Annotated in this window: 17 protein-coding genes; 8 read left to right on the top strand and 9 right to left on the bottom strand. The window is 60.8% G+C overall.

The window, feature by feature from the left end:
* Positions 1-26: 26 nt before the first annotated feature.
* The 3 genes from gyrA to ssb form a co-directional block, all read right to left on the bottom strand.
* Complete coding sequence (gyrA, locus tag HY17_RS08755) at positions 27-2,819, bottom strand: DNA gyrase subunit A (protein ID WP_051599859.1); 2,793 nt, start codon at positions 2,817-2,819, stop codon at positions 27-29.
* A gap of 147 nt (positions 2,820-2,966) precedes the next feature.
* Positions 2,967-3,806, bottom strand: coding sequence for an OXA-1090 family carbapenem-hydrolyzing class D beta-lactamase (gene blaOXA / locus HY17_RS08750; RefSeq protein ID WP_081813059.1), 840 nt, complete (start codon positions 3,804-3,806; stop codon positions 2,967-2,969).
* A gap of 11 nt (positions 3,807-3,817) precedes the next feature.
* On the bottom strand, positions 3,818-4,300 hold the full coding sequence (gene ssb / locus HY17_RS08745) for a single-stranded DNA-binding protein (RefSeq protein ID WP_034765930.1): 483 nt from the start codon (positions 4,298-4,300) through the stop codon (positions 3,818-3,820).
* Between the two features lie 283 nt (positions 4,301-4,583).
* Here ssb and HY17_RS19340 point away from each other — a divergent pair, with 283 nt between their 5' ends.
* Complete coding sequence (locus tag HY17_RS19340; protein WP_051599857.1) at positions 4,584-5,681, top strand: phosphatase PAP2 family protein; 1,098 nt, start codon at positions 4,584-4,586, stop codon at positions 5,679-5,681.
* A gap of 159 nt (positions 5,682-5,840) precedes the next feature.
* The gene (gene uvrA / locus HY17_RS08735; protein WP_034765928.1) at positions 5,841-8,882 is read left to right on the top strand and encodes an excinuclease ABC subunit UvrA; all 3,042 of its coding nucleotides are present in this window, start codon (positions 5,841-5,843) and stop codon (positions 8,880-8,882) included.
* 18 nt (positions 8,883-8,900) lie between these two features.
* On the opposite strand, the gene HY17_RS08730 is transcribed toward uvrA, so the two are convergent.
* Genes HY17_RS08730 through HY17_RS08720 form a run of 3 tightly spaced genes read right to left on the bottom strand, consistent with a single transcriptional unit; the run spans position 8,901 to position 11,704 of the window.
* On the bottom strand, positions 8,901-9,845 hold the full coding sequence (locus tag HY17_RS08730) for a hypothetical protein (protein ID WP_034765925.1): 945 nt from the start codon (positions 9,843-9,845) through the stop codon (positions 8,901-8,903).
* 11 nt (positions 9,846-9,856) lie between these two features.
* Positions 9,857-10,831, bottom strand: coding sequence for a hypothetical protein (locus HY17_RS08725; RefSeq protein ID WP_034765922.1), 975 nt, complete (start codon positions 10,829-10,831; stop codon positions 9,857-9,859).
* A 54-nt stretch (positions 10,832-10,885) separates the two neighbouring features.
* Complete coding sequence (locus HY17_RS08720; protein WP_139068903.1) at positions 10,886-11,704, bottom strand: hypothetical protein; 819 nt, start codon at positions 11,702-11,704, stop codon at positions 10,886-10,888.
* Positions 11,705-11,782: 78 nt separating this feature from the next.
* On the opposite strand from HY17_RS08720, the gene trmFO reads away from it, so the two are divergent.
* Positions 11,783-13,186, top strand: a complete 1,404-nt coding sequence (gene trmFO, locus HY17_RS08715) for a methylenetetrahydrofolate--tRNA-(uracil(54)-C(5))-methyltransferase (FADH(2)-oxidizing) TrmFO (RefSeq protein WP_034765919.1) — start codon at positions 11,783-11,785, stop codon at positions 13,184-13,186.
* Positions 13,187-13,195: 9 nt separating this feature from the next.
* Here the strand turns inward: trmFO and HY17_RS08710 are convergent, their stop codons facing one another.
* Positions 13,196-13,936, bottom strand: a complete 741-nt coding sequence (locus HY17_RS08710; RefSeq protein WP_034765909.1) for a MauE/DoxX family redox-associated membrane protein — start codon at positions 13,934-13,936, stop codon at positions 13,196-13,198.
* A 77-nt stretch (positions 13,937-14,013) separates the two neighbouring features.
* Here HY17_RS08710 and HY17_RS08705 point away from each other — a divergent pair, with 77 nt between their 5' ends.
* Entirely contained in the window at positions 14,014-14,409 is a 396-nt protein-coding gene (locus HY17_RS08705; RefSeq protein ID WP_034766332.1) for a MerR family DNA-binding protein, read from the top strand.
* Here HY17_RS08705 and HY17_RS19335 read toward each other — a convergent pair.
* Positions 14,406-15,056, bottom strand: coding sequence for a squalene/phytoene synthase family protein (locus tag HY17_RS19335; protein ID WP_158531468.1), 651 nt, complete (start codon positions 15,054-15,056; stop codon positions 14,406-14,408). The genes HY17_RS08705 and HY17_RS19335 overlap by 4 nt on opposite strands.
* 64 nt (positions 15,057-15,120) lie before the next feature.
* Here HY17_RS19335 and HY17_RS08695 point away from each other — a divergent pair, with 64 nt between their 5' ends.
* The 3 genes from HY17_RS08695 to HY17_RS08685 all read left to right on the top strand — a co-directional run bounded on the left by HY17_RS08695 (position 15,121) and on the right by HY17_RS08685 (position 18,236).
* The gene (locus HY17_RS08695) at positions 15,121-15,729 is read left to right on the top strand and encodes a superoxide dismutase (protein WP_034765907.1); all 609 of its coding nucleotides are present in this window, start codon (positions 15,121-15,123) and stop codon (positions 15,727-15,729) included.
* Between the two features lie 42 nt (positions 15,730-15,771).
* On the top strand, positions 15,772-16,455 hold the full coding sequence (locus tag HY17_RS08690; RefSeq protein ID WP_034765904.1) for a zinc ribbon domain-containing protein: 684 nt from the start codon (positions 15,772-15,774) through the stop codon (positions 16,453-16,455).
* 182 nt (positions 16,456-16,637) lie between these two features.
* Entirely contained in the window at positions 16,638-18,236 is a 1,599-nt protein-coding gene (locus HY17_RS08685) for a DEAD/DEAH box helicase (protein ID WP_034765901.1), read from the top strand.
* 74 nt (positions 18,237-18,310) lie between these two features.
* Here the strand turns inward: HY17_RS08685 and HY17_RS08680 are convergent, their stop codons facing one another.
* Complete coding sequence (locus HY17_RS08680; protein WP_034765898.1) at positions 18,311-19,747, bottom strand: coniferyl aldehyde dehydrogenase; 1,437 nt, start codon at positions 19,745-19,747, stop codon at positions 18,311-18,313.
* 160 nt (positions 19,748-19,907) lie between these two features.
* Here HY17_RS08680 and HY17_RS08675 point away from each other — a divergent pair, with 160 nt between their 5' ends.
* The gene (locus tag HY17_RS08675; protein WP_034765896.1) at positions 19,908-20,702 is read left to right on the top strand and encodes an enoyl-CoA hydratase/isomerase; all 795 of its coding nucleotides are present in this window, start codon (positions 19,908-19,910) and stop codon (positions 20,700-20,702) included.
* Positions 20,703-20,718 lie beyond the last annotated feature (16 nt).

The following is a 20,718-nucleotide window of genomic DNA, read 5'->3' as shown; positions in this document are numbered from 1 at the left end:
CCCTAATCTACGTGAAACAGCGGCGCTTATTCAGCGCCGCCGCCCTCTTCCATACCGGTTTCAGCGTCTTCCACAAGGCGAGCAACGGAAACAACGCGTTCACCTTCCGCCGTGCGAAGCACCCAGACCCCGCCCGTCGAACGGCCGGCAATCCGGATCTGTTCAACCGGGGTGCGGATCAGCTGGCCTGCATCGGTGACGAGCATGACCTGATCGCCATCATCGACCGGGAAGGACTGGGCAACTTTCTTGACCGGGCCCTTTTTCTTGTCCCGGCCCCAGATGTTCTGGGCCACAAGGCCTTTGCCGCCCCGGCCGGTGACCCGGTAGTCGTAAGCCGAAGACCGCTTGCCCATGCCGTCGTCGGCAATGGTCAGGACGAACTCCTCTGCGGCGCCGAGTTCTGCGAGACGCTCTGTCGAGAGCGAGGCTTCTTCGACGGTCTCTTCATCATCGTCGGAGACCTCCTCTTCCTCGCCTGTCGCCGCCCGGCGCATGGCCGAGGCATGTTTGAGATAGGCGCGCGCCTCCTCGGACGTGACATCGACATGGCGCAGAATGCCCATGGAGATGACCTCATCCCCATCAGCCAACCGGATGCCGCGTACGCCCGTCGAGTTCCGGCCGGCAAACACACGCACATCGGTGACCTGGAAGCGGATACACTGGCCGAGGGCCGTGGTCAGCAGAATATCGTCCTTCTCGGAACAGATCTTCACACTGACGATACCGTCATCGGCATCTTCTTCCAGCTTCATGGCGATCTTTCCGTTGCGGTTCACGCGAATGAAGTCTGACAGCTTGTTGCGGCGGACATTGCCCGTCTTTGTGGCGAACATGACGTCAAGTTCGTTGCGGGACTCTTCGTCGTCCGGCAGCGGCATGACGCTTTCGATACGTTCATCGGCGGCCAGCGGGAAGATGTTGACCAGCGCCTTGCCGCGCGAGGTCGGCCCGCCAACGGGCAGACGCCACACCTTCTCCTTGTAGACCATGCCAGCCGACGAGAAGAACAACATTTCCGTATGCGTTGTGGCCGAGAAGAGCTGGACGACGAAATCGTCTTCCTTCATCGATACGCCGGATCGGCCCTTGCCGCCGCGATGCTGGGTCCGGTAGGTCGAGAGCGGGGTCCGCTTGACGTAACCGCCATGAGTGACGGTGACGACCATGTCCTCGACCTCGATAAGGTCCTCGTCTTCCATGTCGATGCCGCCGGCCGTGAATTCGGAGCGGCGCGGCACAGCGAACTTTTCTTTTACTTCCGCAAGTTCCGCCTTGATGATCTCGCGGATGCGCGGGCGGGAACGGAGAATGTCGAGATAGTCGGCAATTTTCTCCGACAAGCCCTTGGCTTCATTGCCGATTTCGTCCCGGCCAAGGCCAGTGAGGCGCGACAGTTGCAGCGCGAGAATTGCACGGGCCTGCTCGTCCGACAGATAGATCGTATCGCCGTCACCCTTGCGCGTGCGCCGGTCGGCGATGAGGTCCAGCAGCGGCCCCATATCCATGATCGGCCAGGCCTTGGCGAGCAGCTGTTCGCGGGCCGTATTCGGATCTGGCGAATGACGGATGATGCGGATGACTTCATCGATATTGGCCACAGCCATGGCTAGCCCGACGAGGACGTGGGCCCGGTCGCGTGCCTTGTTCAGGTCATGCTTGGTGCGGCGGACAACGACTTCCTGACGGAAGGCAATGAAGCAGTCGAGCACCTTGCGCAGGTTCATCAGTTCCGGCCGGCCACCGTTCAGCGCCAGCATGTTTACCGGGAACGAGTTCTGCATCTGGCTGAACCGGTAAAGCTGGTTCAGCACGACATCAGCACTGGCATCCTTCTTCACTTCGATCACGACACGGATGCCGTGCCGATCGGATTCGTCCCGCAGGTCTGCAATGCCCTCGACACGCTTCTCGCGCACAAGTTCGGCAATCTTGGTGATCATCGCGGCCTTGTTCACCTGATAGGGAATCTCGGTGACAATGATGGCCTGGCGACCATTGCGGGCTTCTTCGATATCCGTCTTGGCCCGGACGATCACACTGCCGCGCCCAGTCAAAAGCGCCTTGCGGGAACCGGACATGCCCATGATCAGGCCGCCGGTCGGGAAATCCGGCCCGGGAACGATTTCACAGAGCGCGTCATCGTCCACTTCGGGATTGTCGATCACCTCAATCGTGGCATCGACGATTTCACCCAGATTGTGCGGCGGAATGTTCGTCGCCATGCCGACCGCGATGCCGCCGCCGCCATTCACAAGCAGGTTCGGGAACTGCGCCGGCAGGACCATCGGCTCCTGCTGGGAACCGTCATAGGTGTCCTGGAAGTCGACCGTATCCTTGTCGATATCGGCGAGCAGGTGTGTCGCCGCCTTCATCATGCGGGATTCGGTGTAACGCATGGCGGCTGGCGGATCGTTATCGATCGAGCCGAAATTGCCCTGCCCGTCGACCAGGGGCAGCCCCATGGAGAACGGCTGGGCCATCCGCACGAGCGCGTCGTAAATCGCGCTGTCGCCGTGCGGGTGGTAATTACCCATCACGGCGCCGACGATGTTGGCCGATTTCTTGTAGGGTTTGTCCGGCGTATTGCCGTTGACCTGCATCGCATACAGGATCCGCCGGTGCACCGGCTTGAGGCCGTCGCGCACATCCGGCAGCGCCCGGCTGACGATCACGCTCATCGCGTAGTCGAGATAAGAGCTTCTCAGCTCGGATTCGATGGAAACGGGCTCAATCCCGTCCGGCAGGACGCCACCGCCACCACCGCCGTTCTCAGGGGTTTCCGGGTCTTCCGGAGGGGTCGTCTCGTCGCTCATGAGAAACTCGTGTCTGCTGCAGAGGGCGCGCGGGAATCGCGCATCAGAATACTGTTATTTGTCTAGCATTTCGGGGCGCCAAAACAAACCGCAAAGCCCCGAAAATTGCAGCGATTCCGGGGTAAAAAAACGTTTTTACTACAAGGCTCAGGGCGCAGGCAGTGCACCAATGTCCGCGAGTGCCTGACGGACGGCCGCCAGACGCTTCGGAATGTCGGTTTCCGGTGCCATGACGTCCAGGTTGAAGGCGAACACATAGCTGCCCGGCGCCGGACCGCCCGCCTGCTCCAGCCAGCCCACATACCAGCCGATATCCTGGTCTTCATCGCTGCTGTACCAGCCGGTCTTGGCGTGAATACGCCAATTCTCGCCCTCCTCAGCCAGCATGACCGGCACAGCGAGATCATAAGTCCGCGCCGAAAGGGGCAATTCATGCCGCACGAGACGCGTCAGGAAGGTCACCTGCTCGCGCGCAGAGATGCGGAGCGGGCCGCGCAGCCAATAGGTCGTGATGTCCTCTGACGCGCCTGTATCGGCGTTTCCGTAACCGAAAGTGGCCAGCCAGCCATGCAGGGCTTCGCTGCCGATGCGCGGCGTGATCGTCTGATAGATCCAGACCGTCGAGTGCCGGAAAGCGTCGGCCAGGGTCTGGCTTTTGTTCCATGCCGGCAGGAACCGCGTCTGCCCGTCCCATTCGAACCACTCTTCCGGGCCGGAGACCGCGCCAGTTTCAATGGCGATCAACGTGTGCGGGATCTTCGATGTGGATGCGGCGACGAAGCGCTGGTCCACCCGCGCCCCGCCGCTGGACCATTCCGCGCCATCCTCAAGGCGGACGATCAAAAGGGCAGATCGGGATGGATCTATGCCAACATTTTTGACTGATGATTCAATGCTCTGCGGCGCAATGCCAAACGCTGGCAGCACGCATGCCGCCAGCAGAAAGGCAGATATTGCCAGCAAAGGCCGGAGCATCGCCCTGACCATCACGGACTGGCCTAGAACGGGATCTCGTCGTCGAGATCGTGGCTGGCAAAGCTTTCCTGCGGGCCGCTCATCTGTCGGGCACCGCCGCCACCTTGCGAGTAGCCGCCGAAGTCACCGCCTGCAGACCGGCCGCCGCCTTCGCCGCGGCTGTCGAGCATGGTCAGCGTGGAATTGAAGCCGCGCAGCACAACCTCTGTCGTGTAGCGGTCCTGCCCATCCTTGTCCTGCCACTTGCGGGTTTCGAGCTGGCCTTCGATGTACAGCTTCGAGCCTTTCTTCACGTAGTTCTGAACCACGCGGACAAGGCCTTCGCTGAACACGGCGATACGGTGCCATTCAGTCTTTTCGCGGCGCTCACCGGTGTTCTTGTCTTTCCAGGTTTCAGACGTCGCGAGCGTGAAGCTGGCCACCTGTCCACCGTTCTGGAACTGGCGAACCTCAGGATCCTGGCCAACATTTCCTACGAGGATTACTTTGTTCACTGATCCTGCCATGGTTGAAACTCCGCTCCGATCTGATCCGTTTCGTATTCGATTCGACTATTATTGTCCTTGTAAGGCGCTGGCGCATACGAGTCTTCTGCGCGCGCCGGGATTTCCACAACCTGTTACGCCCAGCAAAAGTTCTTATTATGTTCCGAAGCCGGAGTCAATTTCCTGTGAGCGCCATCGGTCTCTGTCTTAATGAGATCGGCTTACTCGCGAAGACGCCATATGATAGAACGCAAACGCTACCTTAAGTATACGAATCTATGTTCATGCGCGAATGGAGACGCGCATGATATTCACCGAAAATATCCGAAAACTCACCTTCGCTTTACGCTGGCCGCTGCGGCGGCCGGATTCCAAATTCGCCCTGATTGTGGCGCTCGCCACAACGGTCTGGCTCTCACTGTCGATTATCCTGATGACGTGGATCCCAGGCACAGGTGCGCACAGCGGCACCTACGTGAAGTTCACGTTTCGGATCGCGACCATGCTTGTCCATTTTCTGGTTACCGTAGCAGCCCTGCTTTTGATCATCCGGAGCCGAGGCACAGGCATACAGGCTTATGTTCAATCCATCTGGTCGACCCAACGACACCAATTCATTACCTTGCCGCTGATGAGCCTCTTGGGGGTGGCCACGTTCGCCATTTTCATGACGGCATACACCTCGATCAAGGTTCGGATTCCGTCAATCGCACCCTTCTCATGGGATGACAGACTTGCCGCCTGGGATGCCGCGCTCTTCCTCGGGACAGATCCATGGCGTCTGTTTGAATGGGTCCACGAGGCTCGCCCCCTATTGCGAGCCGTTGATGTCATCTATGATTTCTGGGCCGTCCTGCTGACCGGCAGCTGGACCTGGTGCTTCATACACAGCGCTTTGCCGCTTGCACGGCGCTTGCGCTATTGCCTCGCCCTGATTATGACCTGGTCCATCGGTGGGAACCTGTTGGCAATCGTCCTGTCTTCAGCCGGGCCCTGCTATTTTGATGTCGTTGGCACGGTTCCCGACTACTATTCGGAGCTTATGGCACACCTGCATTCGGCTGCACCTCTGCGGACGCTGGACGCTCAAGAGATGCTACTTGTAAGCTATCAATCGGGAGATCCTGCGGTGGGTGGGATCTCGGCTATGCCGAGTATGCATTGTGCAACCGCCTTTCTCTTTTTCCTGATGTTTGGTGAGGGTCGGATCATGCGAGCGCTGACGGCAGGCTTTTTCAGTCTGATCTTTTGCTCGTCTGTCATCCTCGGCTGGCACTATGCACTGGATGGTCTGGTCGCGGTTCTCCTGGCATCTGTCTGCTGGTGGGTTGCCGGACGCCTGCCGCTTCAGCGGATGCTGGAAGTTGCGCCAAACTCCCATAGCGGGTCTGCCCATACCTGACCTGCATTGGCGCACCGGATTGCCGTCATATGTAATATTCCATATCGTTCACACTTTGTTCTTGTCGTCAAGCTGGACTCGCGACACACATAAGCACTAGCACCAATCCAAATCCCGTTTTGCAGACGTAACGAGCAAAATAGCCCGAAAGTTCTCGACATGGCCGAGTCCCCCTTCATCCGCGTGCGCGGCGCCAAGGAACATAATCTCAAGAATATCGACGTGGACATTCCGCGCGGCGAACTGGTCGTGATGACCGGCCTGTCCGGCTCAGGGAAATCCTCGCTCGCGTTCGACACGATCTATGCCGAAGGCCAGCGCCGTTATGTCGAAAGCCTCTCGGCCTATGCGCGCCAGTTCCTCGAACTGATGCAGAAACCGGATGTGGAGAGCATCGAAGGCCTCTCGCCTGCCATCTCCATCGAGCAGAAGACGACGAGCCGGAACCCACGCTCCACCGTCGGCACGGTGACCGAGATCTACGACTATATGCGCCTGCTCTGGGCGCGGGTCGGTGTGCCCTACTCGCCCGCAACCGGCCTGCCCATCGAGAGCCAGACGGTCAGCCAGATGGTGGACCGTACGCTGGACCTGCCGGAAGGATCGCGCCTCTATCTGCTTGCACCGATCGTCCGTGGCCGGAAGGGCGAATACCGCAAGGAATTCGCCGAGCTGCTGAAGAATGGCTACCAGCGCGTGAAGGTGGATGGGGAGTTCTACGAACTGGAAAGCCCGCCCAAGCTCGACAAGAAATTCAAGCACGATATCGATGTCGTGGTCGACCGGATCGTCGTGCGCGATGGTATGGAACAGCGCCTCGCCGAAAGTTTCGAGACCGCCCTCAGCCTCGCCGACGGCATCGCCATCGCCGAATTCGCCGACAAGGCTGATGACGAGACCGAGCCGCGCCGCGTGACGTTCAGCGCCAATTTCGCCTGCCCTGTCTCCGGCTTCACCATTCCGGAAATCGAGCCGCGTCTCTTCTCGTTCAACAATCCGTTCGGCGCCTGTCCGACCTGTGACGGCCTTGGCGAACAGCTGAAGATCGATGCCGGCCTGGTCGTGCCGGACAAGGATCTCGACCTGATGAACGGCGCAATTGCCGCCTGGGCGAAATCCTCCTCACCCTACCAGACCCAGACGCTGCAGGCCTTGGCGGATCACTACGGCTTCGACCTAAAGAGTCCTTGGAACAAGCTTTCCGAAAAGGTTCAGGATGTCATCCTGTTCGGCACCGGCGAAGAGGAAATCGACTTCGTCTATGACGACGGCATGCGCCGCTACGAGGTGACGAAAACGTTCGAAGGTGTCATCCCGAATCTCGAGCGCCGCTATCGTGAAACCGACAGCCAGTGGGTGCGCGAGGAGATCGGCAAATTCCAGGCGGCCGCACCCTGCCCGGCCTGTGGCGGCAAACGCCTGAAGCCCGAAGCGCTGGCCGTGAAGATCGCCGGGCTCGACATTTCCGATGCCGGTCAGTTCTCCATCCGGGAAGCAGGCAAATGGTTCGCCATCGCGCACAAGACGCTGACCAGGCAGCAGAACCAGATCGCCTCCCGCATCCTGAAGGAGATCAATGACCGGCTCAATTTCCTCAATGATGTCGGCCTCGACTATCTTAGCCTGTCGCGCGCGTCCGGCACGCTGTCGGGCGGCGAAAGCCAGCGTATCCGACTTGCCAGCCAGATCGGCTCCGGCCTGACCGGTGTGCTCTACGTGCTGGACGAGCCCAGCATCGGCCTGCACCAGCGCGACAATGAGCGCCTTCTCGAAACGCTGAAGCGTCTGCGCGATCTCGGCAACTCCGTCATCGTGGTGGAGCATGACGAGGATGCGATCCTGACGGCAGATCATGTAATCGACATGGGCCCCCGCGCCGGGGTTCATGGCGGCGAGATCATCGCCGAAGGCACACCCGCGGACATCCTCAAGTGCAAGGAAAGTCTGACGGCGGATTATCTAAACGGCACGCGCGAGATCGCCATCCCGAAGCGCCGCGTGGTCGAAAAGGCGAAGCGCAAGATTACGCTGAAAGGCGCGACCGGCAACAACCTCAAGAACGTCAACGCGACCATTCCGCTGGGCAGCTTCACCTGTGTCACGGGCGTCTCCGGCGGCGGCAAGTCGACCCTCATCATCGAAACGCTTTACAAGGCGCTGGCCCGCAAGCTGAACGGCGCCTCCAGCCCGCCGCTGCCCTATGAAAGCATTCAGGGCCTCGAACACCTCGACAAGGTCATCGACATCGACCAGAGCCCGATCGGTCGAACGCCCCGCTCCAACCCTGCGACCTATACGGGCGCCTTCGGTCCGATCCGCGACTGGTATGCCGGCCTGCCGGAAGCAAAGGCCCGCGGCTATGCGCCCGGCCGGTTCAGCTTCAACGTCAAGGGTGGCCGCTGCGAGGCCTGTGAAGGCGATGGCGTCATCAAGATCGAGATGCACTTCCTGCCGGATGTCTACGTGACCTGCGAAACCTGCAAGGGCCAGCGCTACAATCGCGAAACGCTGGAAGTGAAGTTCAAGGGCAAGTCCATTGCCGACGTGCTGGACATGACGGTGGAGGATGGCGCGAAATTCTTCTCCGCCGTGCCGGCCATCGCCAACAAGCTGGAAACGCTGAACCGCGTCGGCCTCGGCTATATCAAGGTCGGCCAGCAGGCGACAACCCTGTCCGGCGGTGAGGCGCAGCGTGTGAAGCTCGCCAAGGAGCTCTCGAAACGGGCAACCGGCCGCACACTGTACATCCTGGACGAGCCGACCACCGGCCTGCATTTCGAGGATGTGCGCAAGCTGCTGGAAGTGCTGCATGAGCTGGTCGATGGCGGCAACACGGTTCTGGTGATCGAGCACAATCTGGACGTCGTGAAGACCGCCGATTGGGTGTTGGACATCGGCCCGGAAGGCGGCGATGGCGGCGGCCAGTTGATCGCAGCCGGCACGCCGGAAGATATCGCCGCCTCGAAGGAAAGCTGGACCGGACGGTTCCTAGCAGAGACCTTCCGCCGCCAGGACGAACGCCGCGCGGCGCGCAACAAGCGGGCAAAACCGGCAGCCGCGGAAAAGAAGACTGCCAGCAAGACAGCAGCGAAAAAATCAACGTCGCCCAAGGCTGTTGCGAAGAAACCCGCCGCGAAGAAAGCACCAGCGAAGACGCCCGCCAAGGGGCGCAAGACGAAGGCCACGAGTTCCGCCAAATAGCAGCGGAATTGCCCCTGCCTAGTCAAATTCGCCGAGCATGCCCGCGCTGATCCATTCCGGATCGGTGCGGGCCGCGAGCGCGGCTGGCCCGCTGAAGATGTGCATCAGCGTGGATTGCGCGATGGTGAAAGCCACCACCACCGCCAGCATCGGCAGCCAGAACATGGGGGACGCTATCGCTCCGAAGATGTCGTCTTCGGAGGCATCTCCGTCCATCAGGCCGGGCACCTGCGCCGACAACAAGCCAAAGCCGAGCGCTGCGAGCAGCATGTAGAACAGGATCAGCACCACAAAGGCGATGAGCCCCAGAACGATCCACGATCCGAGGATCGTCCAGCCTTTGCCCCGCGTGACGCGCCAGGATTCAAAGAAGCGGATCTGGCGGTCCCTCACTGTCAGGGCTGCGGCAGCAGAGAGGCGCGCGGAAAGCCACAGGATCAGCACGATATAGCCAACCATCAGCACCAGGCCGAGCAACACCGCCAGAATGACACCGTCTGGCGCCAGTGCGAATCCGGCGGCGACCGGAATAACGATGGTGATGGCTAATCCGATATACATGCCGATGAACAGTGCGATCCAGATAAGGCCGACGATCAGGAGACGCCCTTCGTCACCGCTGATCCGCAAACCAAACTCTTCTCCCCGCATATAGCGGCGCTGGTTCGCCCCTTCGAACACGATCCAGAGCAGGACACCGAGCGGCATGACCAGCAGGCCTCCCAGCGATGTCGCGACAGACACGTTTTCAAGGTCTTCAGCGTAGCGATCAAAGTCTCCACCGCTTGTGAACAGCTGGACATAGGCCTCGTACACCGGCCATTGCAGGACGACCGAGACGGCCTGTACCAGACACGCACAGACGGCGTAAGCCAGCGCGAATTTCCACAGGAATCCCGCTGGCCCATCCGTCTTGGTGAAATGGGTGACCGCGTTTCCGAAATTGAACTGGATGGGGTTCATTGGCCTTCGCCTCAGTCGAATTCTGACACGTTCAGCGCGTCATCCACACTGCCGCGCGGGTCATGCCGGGCGGCGAAAGCTGCAGGGCCGTTCACAAAATGCATCAGCAATCCTGACAGGAAATAGCGGATGAAGGTGTAAACGAGCAGCCCGGCGATGACGGCAGGCGTGAACAGGCTCTCCAGGTCAGACACGTCATCCACAACGCCCAGTGAATTCACCCATACGGGCGTGACCAGCATTTCCAGAATGGTCGAAGCAAAGCCGACAGCCATGCCGCCGACGATCGCAATGATCAGGTAAGCCCCAAGGATCGGCCAGAACCGGCCGCGCGACGCAATCCAGGCATCACCGAAGGTGATCTTGCCTTCCTTGAACGTCATGGCGAACACTGGCGAAAATCGCGTTGCGAAGAAAACATAGACCGGCAGCGTCACCAGAAAGAACACCGAGACGATACCAGCCCGGCCGAGCATGGACATCGCCATTTGCTCCTCGGTGATGTCGCCGTGGTAGAAATCCGTGATCAGGCCGAACACCGGCAACATGACCAGCAGCGGCACGATGTAGACGACCGAAAGCGCGGCAAACCATACGAAGCCTGCCCCCATCATACGTAACTCATCCGGGCCGAAACGGATCGAGAAGTCCTCATCCCGGATATAGCGGCGCTGCGTGGCGGTCATGAACATGGCCCAGACGACGAGGCTGACGAGGCTTGCAATGACGGCTGTCGGGATCAGGCTGCCGAACATGTTGAACATCGCCCGGAAGATGATCGCCGGATCATCTATCCCGGATTGATCCAGCTGTTCCACCGAACGGATGAATCCGAACAGCGTATCCTTCACCACCCAGGCGAACACGGCCGAAAGCACTGTGCTGACGACCGCAAAAGCAAGCGCGTATTTCCAGGGAAAGGCCCGCGCATGCGCCGCGCGGAAGCCGAACATCAGCGCCCCGTCGAAAGTGAACCGGCTGGCCATGCTGCGTCCCTCTGATTTGCCCCTCAAGCGGGAAATTAAGCCGGTTTCGGGGGCTTAGGCAACGTTTGCAGGAGGATGCGCGGCCCGCAACGCGGCCACAGCCAGACCATGACCCGCAAGAATGAACGGTGCCTGCAGGAACAGGCCGGTGACCCCGGTTGCGAATGTGGCAACTTCCCCCTGACCCGCTGCACCGACGATCACCAGATTGGCGACATACCCGGCCAGGAACGGCAGCACATGCGTGGCGAGGCTTGCTGCACCCAGTCGGAGCACATCCCCCTTGGTCCAGCGCCAGGTGCGAAACACCATGACCCGCCCCGTCTGCACCGTTGCGGCGCCTGCCAGCAGAAGACGCAGAGCCAGAAAGGCCAGCCCGCCGAGTCCGGTGGCATAGACAGCGGAGAGCGCCCAGCCATATGGCATCGACATCATGCCCGCCAGCGCGGCGGGGATTTGCTCGTCGGCCCCCTCAGCGGCGAGATCCACCAGACCGGACAGCTGCAGCATCACCACGCCGAAGATGCCGACGAAGAAAAATATGAAGAAGCTGATGAAGAAGAAGGCGAGATATACGGCGAGGTTCATGTGCATCAGGGCCATGAACGCCCCTTTCGCTTCCGGAATCATCGCCCGGTAAATCATAAGCGAGGCCTGTACCCCCGACAGGAAGAGAACAACGAGCGCCGCCAGCGTCAGCATTGTGCCGCCCGCGCCTGTGTTGAGCGCCCATTTGTAGAAACCGCCCATCAAGGCCAGCAGGGCCAGCCATGGCAAGCTCGGCAGCGCGGCCTGTGCAGCGAGGCGCCAGGCCTGAGCGATCAGGTCCGGAATCGAAGGCGATACCGCCGGGGAGGAAGTATTTGAATCCATACAGAATGCCTTACCGCCCCCGGCCGCAGCCGCAAACCCCGTCTTGACGGAACGGGCCGGCCTGCGCATGTCCCGCCCATGAGCATCAAACCCATTCATATCATCGGCGGCGGCATGGCCGGATCGGAAGCGACGTGGCAGGCGGCGAATGCTGGCGTGCCCGTCATCCTGCACGAAATGCGCGGCGTGAAGGGCACCGAGGCCCACCAGACCGACAAGCTCGCCGAGCTCGTCTGCTCGAACTCGTTCCGGTCCGACGATCACACGTCCAATGCAGTCGGCGTGCTGCACGAGGAGATGCGCCGGGCGAACGGGCTGATCATTTCCACCGCGGCGGAACATCAGGTACCGGCCGGCAGTGCACTGGCTGTCGACCGCGAAGGTTTTGCCGAAGCGGTGACCGCGAAGCTGGAAGCCCATCCAAACGTGACCATCGTGCGGGAAGAAATCGCCGGGATTCCACCAGAGGACTGGGATAGCGTCATCGTCGCCACCGGCCCGCTGACCTCCCTGCCACTCGCCGAGGCCATCCACGCGCATACAGGCGAAGACGACCTCGCCTTCTTTGATGCCATCGCCCCGATCGTCTATTTCGACTCAATTGACATGGACAAAGCCTGGCGCCAGAGCCGCTATGACAAGCCGGGCCCCGGCGGCGACACGGCGGCCTATATCAATTGTCCGCTGTCGGAAGACCAGTACAACGCCTTCATCGACGCGCTGATCGCCGGCGAGAAGACCGAGTTCCGCGATTGGGAAAAGGATACACCCTATTTCGAAGGCTGCCTGCCGATCGAGGTGATGGCGGAACGCGGCCGCGAGACTCTTCGCTTCGGCCCGATGAAGCCGGTCGGCCTGACCAATCCGCACCAGCCGGACGTGAAGGCGCACGCCGTGGTCCAGCTGCGCCAGGACAATGCGCTCGGCACGCTGTGGAACATGGTCGGCTTCCAGACCAAGCTGAAATACGGCGCGCAGACAGACATCTTCCGCATGATCCCCGGCCTCGAAAAGGCAGAGTTCGCGCGCCTTGGTGGCATCCACCGCAACACGTTCCTGAACTCGCCGAAACTCCTGGACGCCCAGCTGCGCATGAAGTCCATGCCGCGCCTGCGCTTTGCCGGTCAGGTCACGGGCGTCGAAGGCTATGTCGAAAGCGCAGCCATGGGCCTGCTCGCCGGCCGCTTTGCGGCTGCCGAACGCCTTGGCTGGACGCTGGATGCCCCGCCGCCAACGACGGCGCTCGGCGCGCTGGTCACGCACATCACCGGCGGCCACCTTGAAGGCAAACAGACCTTCCAGCCTATGAACATCAATTTCGGCCTTTTCCCGGATATCGAGGATTTCCCGAAGAAGGACGAGAACGGCAAGCGCCTGCGCGGCAAGGCCAAGGGCCGCGCCAAAAAAGGCGCCCAGGCCGCCCGCGCCCTGCAGCACATTGATGGCTGGCTGGCGGCGCAGGCGATGGTATCTGCTGAATAAGTCGGCTAATTATTTCAACAGCATCCACCCCGCCATGGCCACCATCATGACGTTCTCCAGCAGTGATACGAAGCCCAGCGGCACATTGGAGCTGCCGCCGACGCACGCGCATTTCAGGTCGCGCTTCTCGACATAAACGGCCCGATAAACCGAGACTGCCCCGATTGCGCCAATGAAGAGCGCCAGTGGCGCAGCGAACCACATCAGAGCGCCCGCGATCATCAGTACGCCCGCGAGCAGCTCAGCAAACGGATAGATGTAAGCATACCGGACATGGCGGCGCGCCAGCAGGTCGTAACCGAGAAATGTATTGGTGAAGGAATCGAGATCACGCAGCTTCTGCACCGCCAGCAAACACATGCTGATGGCGATGAACCATTCGGCCGCCCGAACCGTCAGCAGCGTGCCGTACATTGTCCAGCTCATGCCCAGGGCCATCAGGGCGGCAGAGGCAAAGATTGCGATCACCGGTATATAGGTTTTCCGGTTCTTGTCCTTGACGGTCAGCCCAAGATATCTCCGCAGGTCTTCGTGACCGCCGACACGCTGTCCATCGATGAAGGTTTGCGGCGTCGTCTTCACATCCTGTTCCGCCTTGAAGGCGTCGGCCTCCTCCCGGGATGTCAGCAGCCGGTCGTCCACATCGAATCCCTTTCGGCGAAGCAAGGCACGGCTACGAAGCCCGAACGGACAAATGTGTTCCGGCGTTTTCATCCGGTAGAGAACGGCAACGGGTTTGGAATTCGGCATGGGATCAGCTCCGCTTGATGAACATCTCCGCCGCATATAAGTTCCGTACCATGGTACGGTTGCAAGACGAAAATCAGATGAGCATCGGGCAGCTCGCCCGCGCGGGCGGTGTGGGAGTGGAGACCGTCAGGTACTACCAGCGCCTCGGCCTCATGGCGCTTCCGGCAAGACCGTCTTCAGGCGGCCTATCCGGCGGAACCCGCAAGTACGGCGCACCCGACATAGAGCGGCTGAGTTTCATCCGGTCTGCCCAGGCTGCCGGCTTTACGCTGAAGCAGATCGCCCGACTGATCGAACTCGACGCAACATCCGATCGCGCCGAAGTGCGCCAGATGGCCCGCAGCCGGATCGACGCGCTGGACCTTCAGATCAAGGAACTGAAACGCGCCCGCGCTTCGCTGAACCGGCTGGCTGACAGTTGCGACGACACCGACGGCGGCCCTTGCCCGATCCTGAAAGCGTTCGAAGTCTAGACCTGTCCGGTCCTTATGGCTTTCAGGATGCTGAGGCGTTTGGTGACCGCGTCCGGTTCGCCTTTTTCGCTGTAGTGCTTTCGCAGGCGGTAATGGGCGACGGCCGGGCGGATGGATTTCGGCACTGGCTTCACGTGCGGGCCGAAAGCTTTCGTCTCTGAGCGGCGCAGCGCGGCATAGGCCGGCGCGACTTCGCCGATTTCCTCTGCCCAGTCATGGTGGCTGGTCAGCATGCTGGCCGCGATCAGGGCGAGCCAGGCTTCAGGTTCCTTGCTGCGATCCTCCGCGACAAAGGCCGCTTCATAGCCATCGACCAGCCTTTGCATGGCGGCAGGCTTCAAACGGCCAGCCGCAACCTCTTCCGCAAGCGCGAGGCAGACATCGTGTTCGCGGGGCGCCTTGCCCTCTTCCAGCTCGCTCAGCGCTTCACGCCACCACTGAAAGCGAATCAGGCCGAGCGTTTCCTCTGAAACCGCCAACCGCACACGGGCCAGCTCATAGGCGAGCGCATAGAGCGCTGTCAGGGCCTTTCGCTGGGCCGCGGGCGCATAACGGCTGGAGATCCAGCGGTCTTCATCAACCTTGCGGACCCGCTTGTCGATTGCGGCCCACTGTGTTTTGGAAAGGGGGGTGGTCTTGTTCGGCATGGAACCCATATGTCGGATGACGCGCTTATCTACCAGATACATACCTGCAAGAAAGGATTTCCAGATGGCATTCACACTTCCCGATCTTCCCTATGGGCGTGACGCGCTGGCCCCGCACATTTCCGAACAGACATTGAACTTTCACTATGGCAAGCACCATCAGGCATATGTCACCAACCTGAATGGCCTGATCGAAGGCACAGACCTCGAAAGCAAGTCGCTCGAAGAGATCGTCAAGATTGCCGCAGCGGACGCCTCCAAGGCCGGCATGTTCAACAATGCCGCCCAGGTGTGGAACCACACCTTCTACTGGCACTCGATGAAACCGGGTGGCGGCGGCAAGCCGCATGGCAAGGCCGCTGAGCTGATCGACCGCGACCTTGGCGGCTATGACGAGTTCGTCAAAGCGTTCAAGGCTGCTGGCGGCGGCCAGTTCGGTTCCGGCTGGGCCTGGCTGGTCCTGAAGGATGGCAAGCTGGCGATCACCAAGACGCCGAACGCTGAAACCCCGCTGACCGAAGAGGGCACCACTCCGCTTCTGACCATGGATGTGTGGGAACACGCCTACTATCTCGACTACCAGAACTCCCGTCCGAACTACATGGACACCTTCCTGACGAGCCTGGTGAACTGGGACTTCGTGAACCAGAACCTCGCTGACGCGGGCGCATAATTAAGGTAGGGTCCCTGCGACAAATGTCGTGGGGACCCGACCATGTTCTGTACGCAGTGCGGCCGAAAGTTCGGTGAGACTGACAGATTTTGCGCCCAGTGCGGCGCACCAAAAGCAAACGCCGATTCCGGCGACGCGCCGACCCCGGCAACATCTCCGCCCGAATCCGACCCCTCCATAGACTGGCGCGCGTCCATGAATCCGCGCGAGATCATGGGGCACCCTGAGGTACGCGCCCGGATCGAGGCCGTCACAGGCGCCAACCCCAAGGGCATTTCAGCGGAACAGTTCTACAAGTTTGCCCGCCCGGTGATGATGATCACCGGCGCAGGCCCCGCCCCGCCTCTGCAGCTGATCAAGGATATTTCCCTGCCGATCTCCGCAAAACTGGGTATGAAGACCAGCCGGGATATTACGCAGGGCTTCCGTAACACGTTCGGCGAGACCTTGGCGGCCGTGCTCTGTTCCCTCGCCAGCCGCAGCCAGCCCGTTGAACACATCACCGATGCCGAGAATGGCTGCATCATCCGCTCGAAGATGCTCTCGTCCATCTGGTCGTGGGAAGGTGATCTGATCATCACGCTGGAAGCGCAGGAAGCCGGCACCCTGCTGACGGGCGGCATCACCGTGCCGGGGCAGTTGTCGGACATGGGCCAGTCCAAACGTGTCCTGAGCATGCTGATCGAAGATGTCATGAAATACCGGGACACACCCCGTGCTGGCTGACTCCGCCCCCTGAACGCAGCCCCTTCACCTGACGCTCGAAATACACTATGTGCAGCGCACAAGACGCTCCGGGCATGGAAAGCGCCCGGTCCGCGGAACGTACAAGGGTGTACGGAAAGCGGAATGTTGGCGGCCATACGGGCCGCACCGGGTAACAACTTCCATCTCAGGAACGACAGACATTGACTGAAACAACTTTCGCCGACCTCGGGCTCGGCCCGAATATCCTCAAGGCCTTGGACGAAGCGGGTTACAAGACCCCTACACCGATCCAGGCCGAAGCCATCCCCAACGTTATTGCAGGCCGCGACGTCACAGGCATTGCGCAGACCGGCACCGGCAAGACGGCCGCGTTCGTGCTGCCGATGATTCACCGCCTGGCCCGTGGCCGCGCCCGCGCCCGCATGCCGCGATGTCTCATTCTCTGTCCGACGCGTGAGCTCGCGGCGCAGGTCGCCGAGAACTTTGAGAAATACGGCAAGTATCTGAAGCTCACCATGGCGCTGCTGATCGGCGGGGTCAGCTTCAAGGAACAGGAAGGCCTGCTGCAGCGCGGGGTCGACGTCCTGATCGCCACGCCCGGCCGCCTGCTCGACCAGTTTGATCGCGGCAAGCTGCTGCTGATGGGCGTGGAATACTTCATCATCGACGAAGCCGACCGCATGCTCGACATGGGCTTCATCCCAGACATCGAGAAAATCTGCACGAAGCTGCCGCCGCGGCGCCAGACCCTGCTGTTCTCGGCGACCTTCCCGTCCGACATCCAGCGTCTTGCGAAAACCTTCCAGCAGGACCCGATCAAGATCGAAGTGGCGCGCCCGACCGATGCGGCAACAACGATCACGCAGCATGTCGTTCACCTGCCGACCAATGATGCCAAGGCCAAGCGTACAGCGCTGCGCCGGGTGATCGAAGCCTGCGACGTGAAAAACGGCATCGTCTTCTGCAACCGCAAAGTCGAAGTGGACATCGTGGCCGCCTCGCTCAGCAAGCACGGACACGACGCTGCACCCATCCACGGCGACCTTCCGCAATCGGTGCGTTCCGAGACGCTGCAGAAGTTCCGCGATGGCGACCTGAAACTGCTGGTGGCGTCCGACGTCGCGGCCCGCGGGCTGGACATCCCGGATGTCGGCCACGTGTTCAATTACGGCCCGCCGCCAAAGGACGAAGACTATATCCACCGGATCGGCCGTACCGGCCGCGCCGGGCGCACCGGCGAGAGCTACACGCTGGTTTCGCCCGCCGATGAGAAATCCTGGGGCTTCGTTCTCAAGATGATCGACAAGGATGTCGAAGAGTTCATGCCGGAAGGCCTGCTCGAAGAAATCGAAAACCTGCCACCAGAGGAAAAGTCCGGGCGCGGGCGCCGTGGCAGCAGCCGCGATGGCGTACGCAGCCGGGGTGGACGTGGTGAGCGGTCGAGCGGTGGCCGCAGCCGTAGCCGCCGTGAGGAAACGCAGAAGGACGACGCGGAAACCACGACGGTTTCCGAACAGCCGGATACGCCTGTGAAAGAGGACGCACCAGCCGAGCCCGAAACCGCGGCAAAACCAGACAAGCCGGAAAAAGCTGAAAAGGCCGACAAGGCTGAGAAGGCCGAAAAGTCTGAAAAGCCCGAGAAAGCTGAAAAGGCTGAAAAGCCGAAGCGCGAGCGCGCCGAGCGCAAGGAAAAGCCGAAGCGTGACCGCAAGCGCAAGGATGACGACCTCATCCTGGATCCAGCGCCGGAGAACGTCAAAGGCTTCGGCAATGACATTCCGGCCTTCCTGAAACGCTAAGCGTCCACCGGCCAGAAAAAAGGCCCCTCGTCCGCAAGGGATGAGGGGCCTTTTTCTTGGTCTGTTGCGGGAGGCTAGCGCTTCAGCCTGCCCTGGATCTGCTTGCGGAATTTCTCGCCATAGGGCGGACGGATCATCGAGATCATTTCGCTACCCGTCTGTGTAAAGACAGATTTCTTGTGACTGAATTCCAGGAAGCCTTCCCGGCCATGATAGGAGCCCATACCCGACGGGCCGACACCGCCGAAGGGCAGGTCTTCCTGGCCGACGTGCATGATCACGTCGTTCACGGTCACACCGCCGGACGTGGTGTTGTTGAGCACCATGTCCTTTTCCGCTGCGTCTTCACCGAAATAGTAGAGCCCCAGCGGGCGGTCGTGGGTGTTGATGTAAGCGATCGTGTCCTTTGTGTCCGAATAGGATTTGATCGGCAGGATCGGGCCGAAGATCTCGTCCTGCATCACTTTCAGGTCGTCGGACGGGTCGACGATGATGTGTGGCGGGATTTTGTGGTGCGGTTGCTGGGAGAAGTTCTCTCCGGTCGGATTGATCTCGATGACCTCCGCGCCTTTCGATTTTGCTTCATCGATATAGCCCATGATGCGGTCAAAGTGGCGCTGGTTCACGATGGACGTGTAGTCGTCATTGTCCTTCAGGCCGCTCGGATACATCGTCTCGATCGCCTTGGTCGCAGCGGCGACAAAGTCGGATGTCTTTTCCTTCGGAACGAAAGCATAGTCCGGCGCAAGACAGATCTGCCCGGCGTTCAGCGTCTTGCCCGCCATGATGCGGGTCGCCGCCTTCTGCAAGTCCGCTGACCGGCCGAGCACAACCGGGCTCTTGCCGCCAAGTTCCAGAGTCAGCGGAACGAGGTTGTCTGCCGCGGCACGCATGACGTGGTGGGCGATGGACGTCGCGCCGGTGAAGAGGATGTGATCGAAGGCGAGTTTCGTGAACTCGGCGCCGATTTCCGGACCACCGGTGATCACGGCGACTTCTTCCTCGTCGTAATATTGCTCGATCGCCTTCTTCATCACTTCCGACGTGAGTTCGGTGAACTCCGACGGCTTGATCATGCAACGGTTACCCGCGGCGAACACGCCAGCCAGCGGCGCGAAGGTCAAATTGACCGGGAAGTTCCACGGGCTGATGACGCCGATCACGCCTTTCGGCTGGTACTGGATCTGGGCTTTCGCGCCGAGCAGGCCGAGCGGGAATTCCGCCTTGCGCTTTTCCGGGCGCATCCATTTGGCGACATGTTTCTTCGCATGCTTCAGCGCACCGATGGAGCCGGCGATATCGGTGAAACCCGACTGGTCCTTCGAGCGGTGCCCGAAGTCCTGGCACATCGCATCGACCAATTCGTCATTATAAGTGATCAGAAGGTCGATCGCCTTGTCGAGCCACTCGATCCGCTTGGCCGCGGAGGGAATGCCATCGCGAATGTGGGCAGCCTTTTGCCGCGCGAGAATGCCGGCCATGCCGGCGGTGGAGGCGCTATCGAGGGCCATGGATCCGATCTCCCTGCTTATCGGTTGTTCTGAACAGTGTAGCGCACGTTCAGGGCTTAACAATGGGAGATTGGGCTTGCCGCCGGGTGAGGCGTTCACAAGCGGCGTGGGACGGCTAGATTGCCGTCAGATCACGAGACACGCCAAAGGGAGGGCGACAATGAGCTACGAGCTGATTTCCTACGAATTGAAGGGCAATATCGCCGTCATCGCCTTCAATGACCCGAAAACGATGAATGCCTGCGGCGTCGATACCGCGCAGGAGATGCTGCACGCCCTCGAAAAAGCCGCCGACGAGGCCCGCTGCACCGTCATCACCGGCAATGGCCGCGGCTTCTGCTCGGGCGCCAATCTCGGCAAGGTTTCGGGCCCGTCGCTTAGCCATCCAGGCTCCAAGCCAGATGCCGGCCGTCCGCTGGATACCCACTACAATCCGATGATCGTCGCCATCCGCGAACATCCCCATCCGGTGATCACTGCAATCAACGGCGCCGCTGCCGGTGTCGGCTGCTCCATCGGCCTGATGGGCGACCTGATCGTGGCCGGGATGAGCGCCTACTTCATGCAGGCCTTCCGCCGTATCGGTCTGGTGCCGGATGGCGGCTCAACCTGGCTGCTGGCCCGCAATGTTGGCCGTGTCCGCGCCATGGAGATGGCGCTGCTCGGCGAAAAACTCCCTGCAGACAAGGCTCTGGAGTGGGGCATGATCAACAAGGTGGTCGAGGATGACCAGTTGATGGCAGCCGCCATGGAATGGGCCGAGACCCTGTCGACCGGCCCGACCGTGGCCCTGGCCGGCATGCGCAAGCTGATCTGGGACGCCACCGAAACCGGAATGGGCGACGCCCTGCACGCAGAGCGCATGGCTCAACGCACCGCCGGCCGGACGGCGGACTTCGCAGAGGGCGTGAAAGCCTTCCTCGAAAAGCGCCAGGCCGAATTCCACGGAAAGTAACCTAAGATTTATTTAG

It is taken from the genome of Hyphomonas sp. CY54-11-8, assembly GCF_000682735.1.
Taxonomy (GTDB): Bacteria; Pseudomonadota; Alphaproteobacteria; order Caulobacterales; family Hyphomonadaceae; genus Hyphomonas.
Note: the sequence above shows the minus strand (reverse complement) of the source record. Positions and strands in the feature narration are given on the sequence as shown.